This window comes from Nitrosomonas sp. PY1 (assembly GCF_022836435.1).
Classification (GTDB): Bacteria; Pseudomonadota; Gammaproteobacteria; order Burkholderiales; family Nitrosomonadaceae; genus Nitrosomonas.
In genome coordinates, this window is record NZ_BQXC01000001.1 from 1,394,881 (window position 1) to 1,414,360 (window position 19,480).

The 19,480-nt window shown below is 41.3% G+C and carries 16 protein-coding genes and 1 pseudogene; 13 read left to right on the plus strand and 4 right to left on the minus strand.

Features of this window, described 5'->3' with window-relative positions:
* Positions 1-10: 10 nt before the first annotated feature.
* Positions 11-2,506 carry an ABC transporter permease gene (locus W03_RS06565; RefSeq protein WP_244072214.1) on the minus strand — a complete coding sequence of 832 codons (2,496 nt, stop codon included), beginning with the start codon at positions 2,504-2,506 and terminating at the stop codon, positions 11-13.
* Positions 2,507-2,541: 35 nt separating this feature from the next.
* Complete coding sequence (locus W03_RS06570; RefSeq protein ID WP_244072215.1) at positions 2,542-3,225, minus strand: ABC transporter ATP-binding protein; 684 nt, start codon at positions 3,223-3,225, stop codon at positions 2,542-2,544.
* Between W03_RS06570 and W03_RS06575 the strand changes: the two genes are divergently transcribed.
* Positions 3,224-3,865, plus strand: coding sequence for an arylesterase (locus W03_RS06575; RefSeq protein ID WP_244072216.1), 642 nt, complete (start codon positions 3,224-3,226; stop codon positions 3,863-3,865). The two genes, W03_RS06570 and W03_RS06575, sit on opposite strands and share 2 nt — an antisense overlap.
* Here W03_RS06575 and W03_RS06580 read toward each other — a convergent pair.
* Positions 3,841-4,842, minus strand: a complete 1,002-nt coding sequence (locus tag W03_RS06580) for an RluA family pseudouridine synthase (protein WP_375792713.1) — start codon at positions 4,840-4,842, stop codon at positions 3,841-3,843. The genes W03_RS06575 and W03_RS06580 overlap by 25 nt on opposite strands.
* A 487-nt stretch (positions 4,843-5,329) precedes the next feature.
* On the opposite strand from W03_RS06580, the gene W03_RS06585 reads away from it, so the two are divergent.
* Positions 5,330-7,828, plus strand: a complete 2,499-nt coding sequence (locus W03_RS06585) for an Rne/Rng family ribonuclease (RefSeq protein ID WP_244072217.1) — start codon at positions 5,330-5,332, stop codon at positions 7,826-7,828.
* A 129-nt stretch (positions 7,829-7,957) separates the two neighbouring features.
* Here W03_RS06585 and W03_RS06590 read toward each other — a convergent pair whose 3' ends face one another.
* A complete protein-coding gene (locus W03_RS06590; RefSeq protein ID WP_244072218.1) occupies positions 7,958-8,302 on the minus strand; it encodes an exosortase system-associated protein, TIGR04073 family in 345 nt (114 codons plus the stop codon).
* Positions 8,303-8,737: 435 nt separating this feature from the next.
* On the opposite strand from W03_RS06590, the gene W03_RS06595 reads away from it, so the two are divergent.
* The 11 genes and pseudogenes from W03_RS06595 to W03_RS06645 all read left to right on the plus strand — a co-directional run.
* Positions 8,738-10,108, plus strand: a complete 1,371-nt coding sequence (locus W03_RS06595; protein WP_244072219.1) for a porin — start codon at positions 8,738-8,740, stop codon at positions 10,106-10,108.
* Between the two features lie 37 nt (positions 10,109-10,145).
* Positions 10,146-11,087, plus strand: a complete 942-nt coding sequence (locus tag W03_RS06600) for an urease accessory protein UreD (RefSeq protein WP_244072220.1) — start codon at positions 10,146-10,148, stop codon at positions 11,085-11,087.
* A 106-nt stretch (positions 11,088-11,193) separates the two neighbouring features.
* Positions 11,194-11,496, plus strand: coding sequence for an urease subunit gamma (locus W03_RS06605; RefSeq protein WP_244072221.1), 303 nt, complete (start codon positions 11,194-11,196; stop codon positions 11,494-11,496).
* A 21-nt stretch (positions 11,497-11,517) separates the two neighbouring features.
* The gene (locus tag W03_RS06610; protein ID WP_244072222.1) at positions 11,518-11,838 is read left to right on the plus strand and encodes an urease subunit beta; all 321 of its coding nucleotides are present in this window, start codon (positions 11,518-11,520) and stop codon (positions 11,836-11,838) included.
* A gap of 33 nt (positions 11,839-11,871) precedes the next feature.
* A complete protein-coding gene (ureC, locus tag W03_RS06615) occupies positions 11,872-13,578 on the plus strand; it encodes an urease subunit alpha (RefSeq protein WP_244072223.1) in 1,707 nt (568 codons plus the stop codon).
* Positions 13,579-13,743: 165 nt separating this feature from the next.
* Entirely contained in the window at positions 13,744-14,316 is a 573-nt protein-coding gene (gene ureE, locus W03_RS06620) for an urease accessory protein UreE (protein ID WP_244072224.1), read from the plus strand.
* Positions 14,317-14,320: 4 nt separating this feature from the next.
* Positions 14,321-14,998, plus strand: coding sequence for an urease accessory protein UreF (locus W03_RS06625; RefSeq protein WP_244072225.1), 678 nt, complete (start codon positions 14,321-14,323; stop codon positions 14,996-14,998).
* A gap of 18 nt (positions 14,999-15,016) precedes the next feature.
* A complete protein-coding gene (gene ureG / locus W03_RS06630; protein ID WP_244072226.1) occupies positions 15,017-15,649 on the plus strand; it encodes an urease accessory protein UreG in 633 nt (210 codons plus the stop codon).
* A 106-nt stretch (positions 15,650-15,755) separates the two neighbouring features.
* On the plus strand, positions 15,756-16,757 hold the full coding sequence (gene yut, locus W03_RS06635) for an urea transporter (RefSeq protein ID WP_244072227.1): 1,002 nt from the start codon (positions 15,756-15,758) through the stop codon (positions 16,755-16,757).
* Between the two features lie 298 nt (positions 16,758-17,055).
* The gene (gene msrB, locus W03_RS06640; protein ID WP_244072228.1) at positions 17,056-18,231 is read left to right on the plus strand and encodes a peptide-methionine (R)-S-oxide reductase MsrB; all 1,176 of its coding nucleotides are present in this window, start codon (positions 17,056-17,058) and stop codon (positions 18,229-18,231) included.
* Positions 18,232-18,530: 299 nt separating this feature from the next.
* Positions 18,531-19,420: pseudogene (locus W03_RS06645) on the plus strand (IS3 family transposase); the annotation flags it as partial.
* Positions 19,421-19,480 lie beyond the last annotated feature (60 nt).

Consider the following 19,480-nt stretch of genomic DNA (forward strand, 5'->3'; position numbering starts at 1 on the left):
GAATAATAAGCTACGCCAGCTTGCGTAATGTGGACATGGGTGGCGTCGATAATGCGGCGCGCGTTCCGAGCATGCCAGCCACTAACACGATGAAAGCGCCTAACGGCGTTGCAATCAACCCAATCCAAGGATTAAAGCGATATTCAAAGTGCAAGATATGTTCAGCGATGACATAACCCAGTATACTCGCCCCTGCGGCTGCCAATAATCCTGCTAGCCCACCCAGCAATACAAATTCTACCGCCCAGGCGCTTTGCAGTTGTCGCCGATGAGCACCTAACGTACGAAAAATGGCCGCTTCATAAATGCGTTCATCCTGCGTAGCCGTGATGGCGGCATATAACACCGAAAACCCTGCCAGTACGGTGAATATGAAAACAAAACGAACCGCTTGCGATACTTTCTCGATCATTCCTTGTACTTGATTGATCACTGTCGCCATATCGACCACGAGAATATTCGGAAAAGCACGCACCAACTCATGCATGCTATTCGATTCTGCGGTCGGAACATAAAAGCTGGTGATATAACTGAGCGGATACTGTTCTAGCAGGCCAGGTGGCGTAACGACAAAGAAATTGACACGAAAGCTATCCCAGTTGACTTTCCGGATACTCGTTACTGGCGCAGAAAAGTGACTGCCTGCAATGTCGTACGTTAATTCATCACCAAGTTTAATGCCAATGGTTTTAGCAATCCCTTGCTCAATCGATAACTCGGGTTTGGGTTGCGCAGAACCTCCCCACCAGATACCCTGAGTCACTTGATTATCCGAGTTGAGCTGACTCGTCCATGATAAGTTAAATTCGCGCCGTATATGCCTTTCTGCATGTAAGTCATGAGCAAAATCCTCCGGAGCAATCATTTTGCCGTTAATCTTGATCAACCGCCCTCTTACCATCGGAAAAAACTCTGGATACTCATTACCCTGCTGTCGAAAAAATTTTTTTAAGGAATCCAATTGATCTGCTTGTATATTAACCAGAAAATAATTGGGTGCATCAGGCGGCAAGCTGGTATGCCAATCTTCAATCAAGTCATCTTGAATCAATGTCATCACAAATAAGGCCATTAGTCCCAAACCCAATGCCACAACCTGCAAGATACTCGATATTGAGCGACGGTGAATACTTGCCAAACCATACCGCCAGGTGTTGTTTGTATGCTGTCTAAAACTTGCAAGTAATTTGATTAACAACCAACCAAAGCCACCAAATAGCAATATGGCCAAAATGAAACCCGTGACAATATATAGGCCCATACTTAAATTCTGCGCTTTCCAGATAAAAAGCGCTGCCAATACCGACAAACCCAATAGATAGCCAATTAACCCATGCTTATTGGATAGCCCGATGTCCCTGCGTAACACTCGCATGGTTGAAACACTTCGCAAATTCAGTACCGGTGGTAACGCAAACCCCAACAATAATACCAATCCAATTGCAAAACCATGAATCACTGGCCAAACACTCGGCAACGGCAAAACCGTTTCAGTGAGCCCTGTTAACCAAATCGATAAGATTTCCTGCGTAGCAAATCCAATCAAGCACCCGATACCACTGGTCATTAAACCAAGGTTCAGAAAATAAACAACATACAAAACCAACAATTGATTTTGGCTTGCTCCTAAACTGCGCATAATCGCGCATCCATCCAAGTGCCGTTGTGTAAATTGACGTACCGCTAGAGCAATTGCTGCAGCCGCCATGACAACCCCCGCCAACGCAGCCAGGTTTAAAAATTTTTCCGATCGTTCCAATGCTTCCTTGATTTCTGGTCGCGCATCACGAATACCTTCAATACGTTGCGCTTTATTCAAACGCATTTGAGCCCAATGACGAAAACGCTGCACCATTTCTTCATCTCCTGCAACCTGAAGGTTATAGGAAACACGACTGCCAAGTTGAATTAACTCGGTTTTCTCAAGATCGTCAGCATTCATCAGGATACGTGAACCCATGCTGATAAAACCTACCGAATGATCTGGCTCGCGCGCGATAAATTCACTCACTTGCAACTGAATTGCCCCAACATCAATACTGTCGCCTTTTTTCAACACAAGCTGGCGCGACACTTTTTCATCTGCCCAAATCGTGCCTGATTGCGGAATACCGCTTGCGGCCTGCCATATTGATTGCGCTGCTATCGAAGATAAATCAATCGACGTATCGGAGTGTAACTGTACACTGCCTCGCAGCGGATATCCTGCAGTCACGGCACGTATTTCAGTTAATAGACTGTGTTCCCCATTAGAAATCATGCTGGGAAATTTAATAATCTCAGCGGTCTTTAATCCCAGGCTTTCCGCTTCTTTTTGAAAAATATCCGGAATCGGTTCGCTGGAAATAATGAGCAAATCGGCGCCCAATAATTGATTACTTTCACGAGCCAGGGCGTTTTTTACTCGGTCGATAAAAAACTCCACAGTGGTCATTCCGCTGATCGCAATCATCAGTGCAACGATCAAGACATTCAACTCGCCCGCCCGCCAATCTCTGTATAACATACTGAAAGAAAGTTTATAAATGGATTTCATGATTGCTAAATTATTTTGCCATGAGACAAGCGAATTTGACGTGAACAGCGCCGTGACAGGATTTCATCATGTGTTACCAAAACTAGCGTAGTACCTTGTTCACGGTTAAGTTCAAACATCAAATCTATAATTTGCTCACCCGTTTCTGCATCCAAATTACCTGTCGGTTCATCCGCTAATAACAATTTTGGCGTGGAAACAAAAGCACGAGCAATTGCAACACGTTGTTGCTCTCCACCTGACAACTGTTTGGGATAATGATGCAAACGTTGCGCAAGCCCAACACGTGCCAGTAATTGACGTGCCTTTTCAGATGCCCGGTCAGCATTCGCTAACTCTAATGGCAACATGACATTCTCTAAAGCAGTTAGCGCAGGTAACAATTGAAACGATTGAAAAACAAACCCTAGCACTTTGCTTCTTAAAGCTGCGCGTTGATCTTCATTTAATAAAAAAATATCTACTTGATCCAAATAAACTTTTCCTGAGGTTGGAAGATCCAAACCCGCCAATAATGCCAACAACGTCGATTTTCCAGAACCGGATGCACCGATAATGGCTACTGTTTCTCCAGAATTTATTTGTAAGTGGATATCTTGTAGTATGGTAAGGTGCGTATCACCCGTACCAACTTGCTTGGTCAATGCACACACCGAAAGAATAGATTCTCGATCGCCCTTATTAATCATGAAAAAAAATGCCTTAATTCTTTTATTATTACTGATTGTTTTTACGATACCGATTGCGAAAGCAACACCTACAACGATTTTAGTTTACGGTGACAGTCTTTCTGCAAGTTTTGGCATACCGATCGAAACAGGTTGGGTGTCATTATTGGCGCAGCGCCTAAAAGACCAGTATACCCATTACCAGGTTGTTAATGCCAGTATCAGCGGCGAAACCACGCTTGGAGGGCTTAACCGGATTGACCAAGCACTTGCCGCTCACAATCCTGGCATTATCATTATTGAACTCGGCGCAAATGACGGTTTGCGTGGAACATCTATCCAAACTCTGTACGAAAACTTAGCAGCTATGATTCAAAAATCACAGAAAAATAACACCCGTATTTTACTCGTAGGGATGCAACTTCCCCCCAATTATGGCATGAGCTACACACAAAAATTCAAAGAAACTTTTATACGTTTAGCAAAAGACTACCAAATTCAATTAATACCTTTTTTATTCGAAGGATTCGCTGGGAGTCCTGATTTTTTCCTGGCAGATCGCTTGCACCCCAATGAAATAGCACAACCTAAGATTCTTGAAACCATTTGGCAAGGGCTGGAACCGATGTTAAAAAATCATTCAAGTTCGGCGTCCAATTGATTAACGAATCCTTGTAAATCCTTGGCGAGTGGCGCATGTAATTCCATGGGCTGATTAGAAACGGGATGAGTAAACTGCAAGGTGTGAGCATGCAAGAACATACGTGACAAGTGCAATGCATAATCGGATCGAGTAAGCTGTTTATTGATTTCGAAGTTTCCGTATTTATCATCACCTACAATAGGAAATCCATGGTATGCAAGATGAACGCGAATTTGGTGTGTACGGCCGGTTTTCAATTCAGCATCCAGCAAACTAAAGTTATTCCAGTTTTTCTTCAATCTAAAGATGGTATGAGCTGGCATCGATTTAATCATCTCGTTGTTGTTTCGCTCTTTAACCACGGCCACGCGTCGCTCACCATAAGCGGTTGTGTACTTATGCAATGACAACTTAATATGTTGCACCGAATTAAGCCAATTTCCACAAACCATAGTCAGGTAGTGCTTGCGCGTAAGCCCGTCGCGGATCTGCCGATGCAACTCTACTAGCGCATGACGTTTTTTAGCCAACATCAATAAACCTGAGGTTTCTCGATCAAGTCGATGTACCAGTTCAAGAAACTTCCAAGAGGGATTTTGTGCACGTAATTGCTCAATTACGCCAAAACTGACACCACTCCCACCATGGACGGCAATTCCTCCTGGTTTATCAATCACTAATAACGCCTCATCCTCAAAAAGCACACGAAAGGTGAAAAATTTCTCAGGAGCAAGAGTTGCTGGCGCGCAATCTTTTTCAGACAAACGAATCGGTGGAATTCTTAGAATATCGCCAAATTGTAAACGATAATCCGCGCGAATTCTTTTTCCGTCTACGCGCACCTGCCCGCTTCTCATCAATTGATATATATGGCTTTTGGGTACATTCTTAAACCGTTTAAATAAAAAATTATCGATTCGTTGATCGTATTCTTCGTTAGCGATTTGAATTTTTTGTACCATATGAATAGAACTTTTTTTTTGTTGGCTATTCATAGTTTATTTAATATTTGCTTTATTTTTGTAGATCCTTGGATATAATTCCTAAGGATTTATGCAATTGTTTAATTTTGTTACGTTAGGGATAGTAGTACAATTATATTATCATCGTATTTTATGATGTAATTGATACAGTCAATTAAAATATTTACAGAGACTGCTTGAATTGGAAAGGTTCTTTTTTGAAATTTGACTTATAATCTTCTAGGCTAAGAAAATTCAGCCAGACTCAAAGAAATGAGAAATATTGTTCTTATACAATAACAAATTAAGTGGCACGCAATCACTATTTATACCTCTTCTGTCTGCAGCGGATTTCGGTAGGAAATGGATAATTTTTCAAGAAAAACATATAATTGACAGATTCTTTTATAGAAAGTTATTACAATATCTTCGTTATTACAACTGCATAGAAAAAATGAAACAATCTGGTGCTTCCAAGTACCGACATACTAACAATTAAGATATTCAAGGTTTGTTGTAAATGAAACGAATGTTATTTAATGCGACACAGCCAGAAGAGCTACGGGTTGCTATCGTAAACGGTCAAACACTTATTGACTTAGATATTGAATCTATTGGCAAAGAACAAAGAAAAAGCAATATCTACAAAGCTGCGATCACACGTGTAGAGCCCGGCCTTGAAGCTGTTTTTGTTGATTACGGTTGCGAGCGTCATGGCTTTCTGCCCTTCAAAGAAATTTCCCAATCTTGCTTTGAAGATGGCGTAGACTTAAGTAATTCCCGTATTCAAGATCTTCTGTACGAAGGACAAGAGATTATTGTTCAAGTGGACAAGGATGAGCGAGGCAATAAAGGAGCCGCCCTTACCACTTATATTTCCCTTGCAGGACGATATTTAGTTTTAATTCCCAATAACCCGAATAGCGGTGGCGTATCTCGTCGGATAACCGGCGAAGAACGCAATGACCTACGTGAGGTTTTGGCGCAGTTACAAGTACCCGATGGGATGAGCATTATTGCCAGAACTGCGGGTATTGGCCGGAGTGTAGAAGAACTACAATGGGATCTAAATTATTTAACACAACTCTGGTCTGCGATCGAATCCGCAGCAAATAATCAAGACGGTGTTTTTCTTATCTACCAGGAAAGTAGCCTAGTTATCAGAGCGATTCGCGATTATTTCAATCACGAGATCGGCGAAATTTTAATCGATAGTCGAGAAATTTACGAACAAGCCAGTCAATTCATGTCGCATGTCATGCCTGCGAATGTGGATCGACTAAAATATTATCAAGATGACATTCCTCTTTTTTCGCGTTTCCAAATCGAACATCAAATTGAAACGGCCTATTCAAGACAAGTTTCTCTACCCTCCGGCGGCTCTATTGTTATTGATCACACCGAGGCGTTGGTATCTGTAGATGTCAACTCCGCCCGTGCCATTCGGGGATTGGATATTGAACATACTGCTTTAAATACCAACCTAGAAGCAGCGGAAGAAATTGCACGTCAACTGAGGTTGCGAGACTTAGGTGGACTAATCGTAATTGATTTTATCGATATGGATGTTCAACGCAATCAACGCGACGTTGAAGCCAAACTACACGAAGCACTTAGGCAAGATCGTGCCCGCATTCAAGTTGGAAAAATTTCCCGCTTTGGTTTATTGGAGTTATCTCGTCAGCGCCTAAGACCTTCCTTGAGCGAAGGCAACTATCTATCGTGTATTCGTTGTAACGGCACAGGTTTCATACGTGGAACAGATTCGTCTGCTCTGCATATACTACGTATCCTTCAAGAAGAAGCCCTGAAAGAAAATACCAATACGCTCCATATCCAATTACCTGTCGATGTTGCAACATATTTATTGAATGAAAAGCGCTCTGAAATATACGATATCGAGGTCAAGCAAAAAATTAGTATCGTACTAATTCCTAATATCTATATCGAAACCCCGAATTACACCATAACACGCTTACGTCACGAAGACATCAAATCTAGTGAAATACCAACCCCAAGCTATAAAATGGTTGAGAAAAACAGCGAGGAAAGCGTTTATCAAACAACATTTGACAAAAAAGCCCAACCCACAAGACCGCAAGCAGCCGTTCAAGGCGTTACCCCAACTCAACCAGCGCCCATTCGTGAAGAAAAACTAAAAGAATCTTCGCTCATTGATAAATTCTTTGGTTGGTTTAAACCTGTAAATAGCAAAGCAGACGAAGAGATTAATCAATCCACCGCAGAAAGGGCAAAATCATCTGAGAAACCAAGAAGGTCTCGCCGTGGGAGAAACAAAGGAGACACCAATCAAACAAAGCAATCTAGGCAAAAAAAACCACTAAATGCCGTAACTGATTTGAATATCAATGAGGAAGCAATTGTCCAGAAAGAAATGAAATTTGAATCTAATGAGAGCACGATTGAGTTTTTTCACGAGACCGATTCAAAATCCGATGATAGCTCCGTATTAATTGAAAAAGAACATCTGGACGATGCCTCTCCAAAATCGGATAACAGAAGACGTTCACGTCGATTTCGTGGCGGCAAAACTCGCAACATGTCCAATCGGGCGCGAAACTCATCAGACAATGAAAATGTGATTATTGTTTCTGAGAACTTGTCGAATACTTCTGATTTCGTGAATAACTCCTTAAATCAAGAATCTCTTGAAGAAAAAGCATCTGGTACGCTTGCCGAATACGTAAGTAACCTGAACACTGCAAGCAACAATGATTCATACATTAATACGACACATGAAAGAAAAGAAAATTTCTCGAGCAACGCTCAGCCATTAACTGAAGCACCGCCAGAAGACACATCAAGTACATTTGACGTTAGCAAGGAATTACAATTAGGCATCGAGAAAAGCGGACTGGTTATGGTTGAAACGCCATCCGAGAAAATCCAAGAAACCATTTATGAAGGAACCGCAACGCCCAAAAGAACAAGAAGAAGAGCTAGAAATGTAGAAACTACCGAGATTGGTCCACTTATGCAAGTAGAAACAAGAGATTAATATTTTTATAGTCCGAGTTAGTAGCTGAGTAAAAGGCTATAAAACATCTTCGCATGTTACTTAAGCATGTTCCTTAAGAATCTGCTAATAATATAAAGAGCAAATTCTTAAGGCTGTACAACTTAACAGTTAGTAAGTTGTCTCGCGTGAAAAATCTTGCCATATGAAATGTGGCGTTACGGATGGTTTCGTGGGAATAAAAAAAGTTGCCACATCTAACACACCAACCAAGCTACGCCCTACCGTATGCATAACCCCCATCGCCAAACCAATAGTAGCGCCATAAATAGGTCCTTCGTTTCGCGAAGTCAAAGCAATATTCTTTGGTAATTCTACCCACCCTGTTAAAGCATTGGTAAAACCTGTAACCAATTTCTCTGAAGCGTTACCAAAATAACTGTCGGATGCAAATGTATTGGATGAGAACAACAAAACGACAATACTAACCAGAGAAAATTTAATAACTGCATGCATACGCATATTCCTCATAAAAATGAATAGGATCGACACGATTAATCTAAATTAAATAATCTTCCCTATATTTAGTAGAGAAGATAGCCTGACTCCTAGAAAAATTTTAACGGTTTACAACCAAAGCCTCAATTCCATTTATATAAAAATTGGTATTTAAACTTTGACATCTCCATTTTGTTGCAAAAAAAAACAGCTTTCCCATAAAAGCAACGATTTATAACTCGTACCTATTTACATTGCAATTAATCACATGCATGATGTCGACCGAAATGACCCTGATATAAACAACGTTATCAGTTTCAATTCATACAAAGTACGAAAAAAATATTAACTTTTTAGTTGACTTAAGAAAATATCATAAAATGCTTTTTGTAAGCATAAATGCATATTCATAGGTCTATTTGGTCGTTCATTTTTTTAAACAGGACTATCTTAATGAAAATCGCTCGCAATCAAAAAGGCTTGGAAAACAATGCGATTCCACTTTCTCCTTCCCGAAACCCATTTTACGATGAATATAACAAGGAGGTCATAAAGAAACTTCAGCAGAAACTCATAAAGGTCATTATTTTTATGAGTTTTTTTGTTTTATGCGCAATAAATGTCAGTGCCATGGATGTTTCCATGAAGCCCATTTCCGACAAGCTGATTCTTAAAACCGATGATACTAAATGGATTCGGATTGGAGCTGGCTATCGCGGGACTGTTGCTTGGACAGAAAACATCGGCACAGGCAACCTTAGTGAAGGTCGATATAGCAATGATAATGCCCGTATTTATTTAAATGGGCAATTCGGTCCTTACCTGAAATTTGAAGTCAATACTGAATGTTTTTGGTGTAATAACACGAAATCAGGCGACAATCCAAGAATGTCATATAACATTTTGGATGCCATTGTAAAATTTGAATACAACCGCTACCTAAATGTTTGGGGTGGCCGTATGCTTGCTCCAACCGAACGGGGAGAATTGAGCGGTCCCTTTTTTCAATCGACACATGATCCCTTTAGAACACCTTTCTTCTCACAGGATTTTAGTACCAGTTTTAGCCATAACAATGGAGCTGGAAGATATGGTCGCGATGATGGTGCAACCTTCTGGGGCAGTGCAGAACCTAAAATTGTCCCTGGAACTTTTGGCTATGCAATGGGAATTTTTCAAGGACTACGTTCGACTAATACCTTTGGCCCGAATCCAAATGATAATGTTCTAATGGCAGCGCGTTTTACCTATAATTTCTTAAACCCTGAAAAAAATCCTGGATACTATACAGCGCAGACCTATTATGGTAAGGCAGGCGATATTTTGGCGCTTGCATTTGGTATGTCTTATCAAAAAAACGGCGCCGGCTCTTCTGCTCATCGAAGCGACTTTCTAGGTTTTACAGGAGATCTCTTGTTTGAAAAAGTATTGCCTAACAATATGGGTGTAGCGACTGTTAACTCAGAATATAAGCAATTTTATGCGAATTACGACGTTGCAGCGTTTAATGATCGTGATTGCTTTTGTATGTTTGATGGTAAATCATGGACGGTAACCGGTCTGTATATGTTTCCGATGAAAGTCGGCATCGGAAATTTCCAACCTTATGGGCGCTATACCAGCATTCAACCCAATAGCAGTAATGATAGAAATCGAGAGGAAATTGAAGCTGGCTTGAACTACATTATCGATGGCTTTAATGCACGTATTTCTGCATACTATCAACATGGCGATCTTATAACAAGAGGGTTAAATTATTCCCCTTTTGCGGTAGGTGGCCCAGCGCTTGATGTTTATAAACTTTCTTTTCAACTACAGATCTAGCGCTCTGGTATTGAATAGATACTAATACAAACTTAAAATGCCAATATCCGCATATAAAAAAGAAATATTCGAACAACAGCGGGAAAAAGTAAGCGCTTCGGGGTACTCAGATCCAAATCAGTTGATTGATACGGAATCAGGTTCTGAGTACACCCCATTACAAGCCAAACTTTCACTAAAATTCTCAGAAATTGATGGAACAACGCGATTAGTTGAAAAAGATCGATTTGGTCCTTTATTAGTACAAAAACCGCTCTATCCAGAAGGAAATGAGATTTGTCACGTGGTGGTTATCCACCCCCCGGGAGGTGTGGTCAGTGGCGATGAACTTGAACTGTCTGCAAAGATAGGTCCATCGGCAAAGGCTCAAATTACAACGCCAGGGGCTGCCAAATGGTATAAATCCAATGGTAGAACAGCTCGGCAGGCCATCAAAATTGACGTTGATACAGGCGGCATGCTTGAATGGTTACCGCAAGAAACTATTTTCTTCAACAATACTAGTGTTGCAATTGACCACCAGGTATCGCTTCAGGACGATTCGATTTATCTAGGTTGTGAAATACTGTGCTTCGGCCGAACTGCATCAGGAGAAATTTTTAATAACGGGAAGATTAAACAACGTACAAGCATTAAACGGAATGGTAAAACAATCTGGCTTGAACAAATCAGTTTAAACGGTGAAGACTCTGCGCAAAATAGATCGTTGGCGCTTGGTAAACACACAGTATGTGCTACCCTATTATTATCAGGAAAATTGATTCCTGCCGCCGTTATTGATCAAGCACGACAAGAGTGCATCAGCATTATCAATAACAGAGGTCAAGTCGGTATATCTCAACTCAAATCAGTATTAGTTGTACGCTATTTGGGTCCTTCCAGTGAAGTAGCTCGTCAAGTCATGCTTTGCTGCTGGAATTTATTTCGTCAGGAATTCTTTGGCCGTATCGGAATCACTCCACGCATGTGGAATACATGATAAATCAATTTTAGCTCATAGAGGAGGGATATCCAATTATCTCAAGCATCAAATAATATAATAAATTAAATTGTTATTTAACTCAGGAGAACCTAGGAGAAAGACTATGGACTTAACACCAAGAGAAAAAGATAAATTACAAATTTTTACTGTAGCCATGCTTGCCGAAAGACGTAAAGCGCGCGGCTTACGTCTTAATCATCCAGAAGCTGTTGCACTGATTACCTTTGCTGTTCTAGAAGGCGCCAGAGATGGTCGCACAGTGTCAGAATTAATGTCAGCCGGTCAAAAAGTTTTATCTCGTGATGATGTAATGGAAGGCGTTCCGGAAATGATTCCAGACATTCAAATCGAAGCCACATTTCCTGATGGAACCAAATTGGTAACCGTTCACAATCCAATCATTTAATAATCAAAAGTGGAGAGAATAATGAGAATACCTTTAATTCCAGGTCAAATCTTCCCAGAACCCGGTGACATTGAACTCAATGTAGGAAGGAAAACAAAAACAATAACTGCGGCAAACACCGGAGACCGCCCTATACAAATTGGTTCGCATTTCCATTTTTATGAAGTTAATGAAGCAATGAAGTTTGATAGAGAAGCCGCCTACGGCATGCGTCTGAATATTATGGCTGGTACCGCTGTTCGCTTTGAGCCAGGACAAGAAAGAACCGTTGAATTGGTGGAATTGTCTGGTGATCGCACAGTGTATGGCTTTAATCAAAAAGTGATGGGCAAGCTTAAATAAACTTATAACAAACAATTTTATAGGAGCAATAACATGAGCGTAAAAATCCCCCGTCATGTATATGTAGAAATGATGGGTCCCACAACAGGCGATCGGATTCGTTTGGCGGATACAGAGTTATTTATTGAAATCGAGAAAGACTTTACAACCTATGGTGAAGAAGTAAAGTTTGGTGGCGGTAAAGTTATTCGTGATGGTATGGGACAATCACAACGTAATCATAATGATGTCATGGATACGGTGATAACCAATGCAGTTATTCTTGATCATTGGGGCATTGTTAAAGCGGATATCGGCATTAAAGATGGCAAAATTGCTGCCATTGGTAAAGCCGGAAATCCGGATATTCAACCTAATGTCACAATGGCAATTGGTGCTGCGACTGAAATTATCGCAGGTGAAAACTCAATTGTAACTGCAGGTGGTGTGGATACGCATATTCACTTTATTTCACCGCAGCAAGCTGAAGATGCGATGATGAACGGTATTACTACCATGCTAGGCGGTGGAACGGGCCCTGCAGTTGGAACAGCTGCAACTACCTGTACACCAGGGCCGTGGCATATCCATTCAATGCTCAGAGCTTCTGACGGTATAATCATGAACACAGGTTTCTTTGGTAAAGGTAATGTGAGCTTACCAACACCGAATGAAGAACAAGTTCTCGCAGGTGCTTGCGGCTTGAAACTACACGAGGATTGGGGAACCACTTATGCTGCCATCGATAATTGTTTATCGGTAGCGGATAAACTTGACGTGCAAGTTGCCATTCATACCGATACAATTAATGAAGGTGGTTATTTAGAAAATACCGTCAAAGCGTTTAAAGATAGAACTATTCATACTTTCCACACCGAAGGTGCAGGTGGTGGTCATGCACCAGACATTATTGCAGTAGTTGGACAAGACAATGTATTGCCGTCTTCAACCAATCCAACACGTCCTTATACTTTCAATACGCTTGATGAACATTTGGATATGTTGATGGTATGTCATCACTTACATGCCAACATTGCTGAAGACTTAGCTTTTGCTGAATCGCGTATCCGCAAGGAAACAATTGCAGCAGAGGATATTCTGCATGATATGGGCGCTATTTCAATGATGTCGTCAGATTCTCAAGCAATGGGACGTATTGGTGAAGTGGTATTGCGAACATGGCAAACTGCTCATAAAATGAAAATCCAACGCGGGTCTTTAGCAGAAGATACTGCACGTAATGATAACTTCCGTGTAAAACGCTATGTCGCTAAATATACGATCAACCCAGCCATTACACATGGAATTGCTCACGCAATCGGTTCTGTAGAAGTTGGTAAATATGCTGATTTAGTCCTCTGGAGACCGGCCTTCTTTGGTGCTAAGCCATCCATGATTTTAAAAGGTGGTATGATCGCCGCAGCACTAATGGGTGACCCTAATGCTTCGATTCCAACACCACAACCTGTCCATTATCGTTATATGTTTGGCGGTTACGGTGGCGGTATCAAAACATCCTGCTTTACATTTGCTTCAAAAGCCTCATTAGCTGCAGGTTTAGTTGACCAGTTGAAATTGGATAAAACACTTATTGAAGTAAAAAATACACGTAACCTTCGCAAGAAAGATATGATTCATAATGGCTTGACTCCTAAAATGGAAGTCGATCCAGAAACTTACGAAGTACGTGCAGATGGACAGCTATTAGCTTGTGGTCCTGCATATGTGTTACCAATAACACAACGTTATTTCTTATTTTAATAATGTAGCACTGTGAATGCTCCTTGCTTTTCATGTAACTGATTAATGAGAAGCAAGGATATTCTATCTTTCCAAATGCTTTATCAAAGATATTTGTTGTATCGCGACATCACAATGTTCGCTGTTCTTCTATATAAAAATAGATATAACTAAAAAGATAACCCAATGCTTACCCTAAACTCAAAAATAGATCATGCAGAATCGATTTCCTCTGATCTTGTACTTCCTTATGAAATGCGTGAAAACAGCCGGCTCAGAGCCACTCTCGCCTCGGGTGAAGAAGTCGCAATTTTAACCACGCGCGGTACTGTTTTACGTAATAACGATTTACTTAAGAGCGATGATGGCCGTGTGATCCGTATAGTCGCCGCACATGAGCCAACTTATAAAATTACATGTAAAACACCCTATGATTTATTACGTTGCGCTTTTCATTTAGGCAATCGACACACACAGACTCAAGTAGGTGAAGGCTTTCTACGCATCCATTGCGATTCTGTATTAAAACAAATGCTGGAAGGACTAGGCGCAACAGTCGTTGATGAAAGCGCGCAATTTGAGCCTGAATCTGGAGCCTATAGTGGAGCAGCAGGTGGTCATCACCATAGCCACGAGCATAGTCACCACGACGAGCACCATCATCACGATGGGCATTATCATGCGCATGGTCCTCTCGCACCGATTCCCATTAGACAAAAAATACATCGACCATCTGATTCACAATCGAAAAAGGATTAGAATCATGCAATCGACTCTTTTACTTCGATTATTGCAGCTCGCAAGCCCTTCCCTACCTATCGGTGCTTATACCTATTCACAAGGACTGGAGTCAGCTATCGAAAAAGGATTTGTGCATCATGAACAATCTGCACGCGAATGGATTACCGAATCACTTAATATCATTGGAGATTTTGAGGCTCCGATAGCTTGGCGACTCATGCAGGCTTTTTCTCGCCGCGATTCTGAAGCAATTATCTATTGGACAGAATGTTTTATTGCGGCACGAGATACCTCGGAATTCCGTGCTGAAACAATTCAGATGGGGTATTCCTTAAGCAAGCTTATTACCGATTTAAAGATTGCGGATAAATCTCTTCAATCAATTTTATTACATCAATCAGAAATTCCCTTACCAACCGCCTTCGCATACGCCACAGAAGCGTTAGGCGTGCCGCATGAAGCTGCATTACTGGGAATGTTATTTTCATTGGTAGAAAATCAAGTACTCGTTTGTGTCAAATCAGTTCCATTGGGACAAGTATCGGGCCAGAACCTATTATTTTCACTACACCCAATCATTGAATCGATCGCTCAGCATGCGCAACAACTCGAAGACGATGAATTATCGAACTGGGCACCTGGGTTATCGCTATTATCGATGCAGCATGAGATGCAATACAGTAGAGTCTACCGCTCATAACCTCACTATACTAATATTATGAATAATCAATCAAATCCACTTCGCGTAGGTATTGGAGGACCCGTTGGGTCCGGGAAAACTGCGCTATGTGAAGCACTCAGCAAGAAAATGCGTGATCGCTATGAAATGGCTGTCATTACAAATGATATTTACACGAAAGAAGATATGGAAATCTTGTTACGTGCCAACGCTCTTCCTCCAGAACGCTTGATGGGAGTTGAAACTGGCGGATGCCCACACACAGCGATTCGCGAAGATGCTTCAATTAATCTGGAAGCTATCGCACGCATGACAGCCGATTTTCCCAATCTAGATTTAATTTTGGTTGAATCGGGTGGCGACAACCTTGCATCAACATTTAGCCCCGAGCTTTCGGATTTAACAATTTATGTGATCGATGTTTCTGCGGGAGAAAAAATACCCCGCAAAGGTGGACCGGGCATCACAAAATCGGCACTGCTCGTTATTAATAAAATAGATTTAGCACCTTATGTCGGAGCCAGTTTAGAAGTCATGGAACGTGATGCCAAGAAAATGCGGGGTGATCGACCTTTTGTATTTACCAACTTACACACAGGAGAAGGTGTCGATCAAATTGTAAACTTCATTGTTAAGCAAGGCTTATTAGATGAAATAAAACATCGCGCATAAGGAGCTTGTTATTTAATCAAACCAGAAACCAGGCACCATTCAAAAATTCTATTTGTATAACTGTAATTTTAATTATCTTTTCTTAAAAATTTTAGGAGTAATCACAATGGATTGGTCTTTATCGATTGACAAAGCATTACCCAGGCCTCTACGTGTCATCTTAAGAGGTGTTGGACAAGTATTCTTTTGTTGCAATGCTGTAACCGGCTTGATATTTTTAATTGCTTTGTATGTAGGTGGCATCACTGCGGGTCTGGCTGCAACCGTAGGTGTAATTTCCAGTACTGTCGCTGCTTATGTGCTAGGTTTTTCAGAAGATGATATCGATGCGGGGTTATACGGTTTCAATGGAACTCTGGTCGGTCCTTGTTTATTCTTGTTTCTTGAAAATACACCACAGCTCTGGCTGTACGTTGTACTTGCCTCTATATTATCGACTGTGGTTTTAGCTGCCTTGATGAGAATTCTACAACCTTATAATATCCCTGCATCTACATCGCCGTTTGTTTTAACCTGTTGGATGTTTATGGTTGCCGTATTCGCTTTTGATAGCTTTTCACGTGCTCCGGCACTACCTGCAGCAACCACACCAACTGAAATAGCGGATACTGCCGCCGCTGCAGTAGAGTCTGCAAGCTCCATTGGCGCTTGGTTTGGCTCATTCACCAGCGAAGTAATACAAGACTGGTACACAGCTATTACCAAAGGTGTTGCAGAAGTCATGTTTGCTGATAGTATCATCGTTGGTATATTGTTCTTGATCGGTATTGCAATTACCTCAATGCGCGGCGCAGTCATGGCATTCTTTGGTGCTATCGTTGGTGTAGTATTTCCAATACTGCTCGGTGCAGATGCAGGTGTTATTAAAATGGGATTGTATGGCTTCAATCCAGTCCTTACAATGATGGCAGTTGGCTGGGTTTTTCTTAAACCAACTACTGGAACTGCATTACTTGCATTGCTTGCAGGAATTCTAACAGTCATTTGCCAAGGAGCCTTGGGTAGCTTCTTAACCCCCATCGGATTACCTACACTAACGTTCCCATTCGTTCTGGTAATGTGGATGTTTCTGTTCGCAGCAAGCAAATCCAAATATTGGTCGAATTAAATTGACACTCACCTAAACAATATCTGCTTTAAAAAACTTTTAATTAAAAGCCTCTTCCATAATTATGGAAGAGGCTTTTAACATCGAACGCAGCTATATCTGAAGTGTCGAAAGAAAATAACATCAGGAAAGGCACGCGATGAAAACAATTATCACAAGCATCATAAGTCTAGCAACTATGATGTTACCTATTATGGCTATATCAGAGATAAAAACTTTAAAATCAAATCAAACAATTAACTCAAAAACAGAATATATTGTTTTGGGAATGGGTTGTTTTTGGGGAGCCGAGAAACGCATGAGCGAAATATCTGGCGTCCTTAATGTAGAAAGCGGCTATGCCGGTGGCGATATTCCTGACGCCAATTATCAACAAATATTAGATTACGAGAAAGCGCTTCGCTTTGGGAAAGTCAATGGCCGCAACCATGCCGAGGTCGTCAAGGTAACTTTTGACCCAACAGAAATAACACTGGAAACTGTTTTAGCAAAATTCTGGGAAAACCATAATCCGACACAAGGTGATCGCCAAGGTAATGATGTGGGTAGTAACTACCGAAGCGCTATTTATTACCATGACGAAACTCAAAAAGACTTAGCGCTAGCATCCCGAGAAACCTATCAGCAAGCAATGAATATCGCAGGACACGGTACAATTACAACTGAAATCCTACCATTGAAAAATTATATTACTGCTGAAGAATACCATCAGGATTACATTCAGAAAAATCCCAATGGATACTGCGGTCTTGGTGGTACTGGCATAAAATACCCAATATCAGAGCGAAAATCCTCACAAAACGCACCCTTAAATAAAATTACCACAACCGATCATATCAATCCGTTAGTGGGTAAAGATTTAGACTTCACACAACAACTGGTTGTTTTCGAAACTGAAAATTGTGAGTTTTGCAAACAATTTGAGAAAGATATTTCTAGTAACTGGAAATCAGAACTACCTATTACTGCAACAAAAAGCACTACCCCCCCTGTCGGGTGGATATTGGAAAAACCATTATTTGCAGCTCCTACCATCGTACTATTCAGGAACGGTAAAGAACTAGCCCGTTATACAGGGTATAACGGAGAAAAATCCAATTTTTGGAAATGGTTGGGATTTCAATTGCTCTCACCCGAACAGCAGAAAGTTGCTTTTGAGCAAAGCACCGAGCCGCCATTTACGGCAACCAATTTAGATGAAAAACGCCCAGGTAAGTTTGTCGATCCGATTACTGGCGCCACACTTTTTCTTAGTCAAACCAAATTCGATAGTAAGACCGGTTGGCCCAGTTTCTTTGATCCAGTGGAAGGATCTGTTACACTCCATGACGACAATTCGCATGGTATGAAACGAATAGAAGTCCGTAGCGCCAGCTCCGGTATTCATCTTGGACACGTTTTCAACGATGGCCCTCCTCCCAGTAACAAACGTTATTGCATCAATGGTAATGTATTAAAATTCATTCCGGATTAATGAATGCCTTTCTCGTCAATAGGTAACATAAGTTTGGATAATGATGATCATTTTTCTATAACTCAAGGCAAACCATCAAGCTTCTCGCTATGCGGTTAAATTTCCGATAGTAGTGATCCACGCAACTTTGATATTGATCAAGGATACCATTATCAAATAGAACTCATTTGAAAGACCTCTGCATAACTATGTTTTTGAGCTTTTGATGTATGCTGATATTCATGGAGTCCGAAGTTTCATAAAATGAGGGGATGAAATGGAGGATAAGAATGGAATTACCGCGTACACAGTATAGTTAGGAGTTTCGTAAGGAATCAGTAAAGTTTTTCAAAGCAAGTGGATTGACGTTGGCTGAAGCGGTAAAGCGACTGTCATTACCCAATGGGGACGCTAAAGAACTGGGTTTATGCTGACGGGGAGAACTCGCTGCGGTAGGCAAGCGTCAGAAGGCGCTGACTGAAGTTGAACTAGAGCTATCCAGAGTGAAACGGGAATTAGCGGAAGTGAAGCTGGAACGTGATGTTATAAAAAAGTGTGCGACGTATTTCGCCAAGGGGTCGCGGTGAGATACGATCTGATCGAATCGCTGCGACAAAGCTATCCGGTTACGCTCATGTGCCGGGTGCTTGAATTCAAGGTGACGACTAATTCTAAGCATAATCTGCCAATTGTCCCCAATATTTTAGAACGGGAATTTACTGTTAGAGCGCCCGGTAAAGTATGGGTCAGTGACATGACTTACATTCCTACCGATGAAGGTTGGTTGTATCTGGCTGGAATAAAAGATCTATTTAATGGCGAGTTAGTGGGCTATGCGATGAATGAGAGAATGACAAAGAGCCTGGTTATGCAAGCATAATTTCGTGCAGCTGCAAGTAAACATTTAGATCAAGGTAGCCAATACTGTGCGCACGATTACCAGAAGCTATTGCAACAATTTGGCATAACCGCCTCCATAAGCCGCAATGGAGACTGCGATGACAATGCCCCGATGGGAGGAAGCTTCTGAGGGATACTCAAAACCGAACTGGTGCATCACCGGAGATTCAAAACACGCCAACAAGCCATCACTGAGATTACCGAATATATCGAAATATTCTATAACCGACAGCGCAAGCAAGAAAAATTGGGCTATTTATCGCCTGTGCAATTTTCGCAGCGATACTATGCAAATCTACTCGCTGCTTAAACACATGGACTCCATTTTTGACAGCACACCTCACTAAGATCATGAATGGCTGTCATAGCG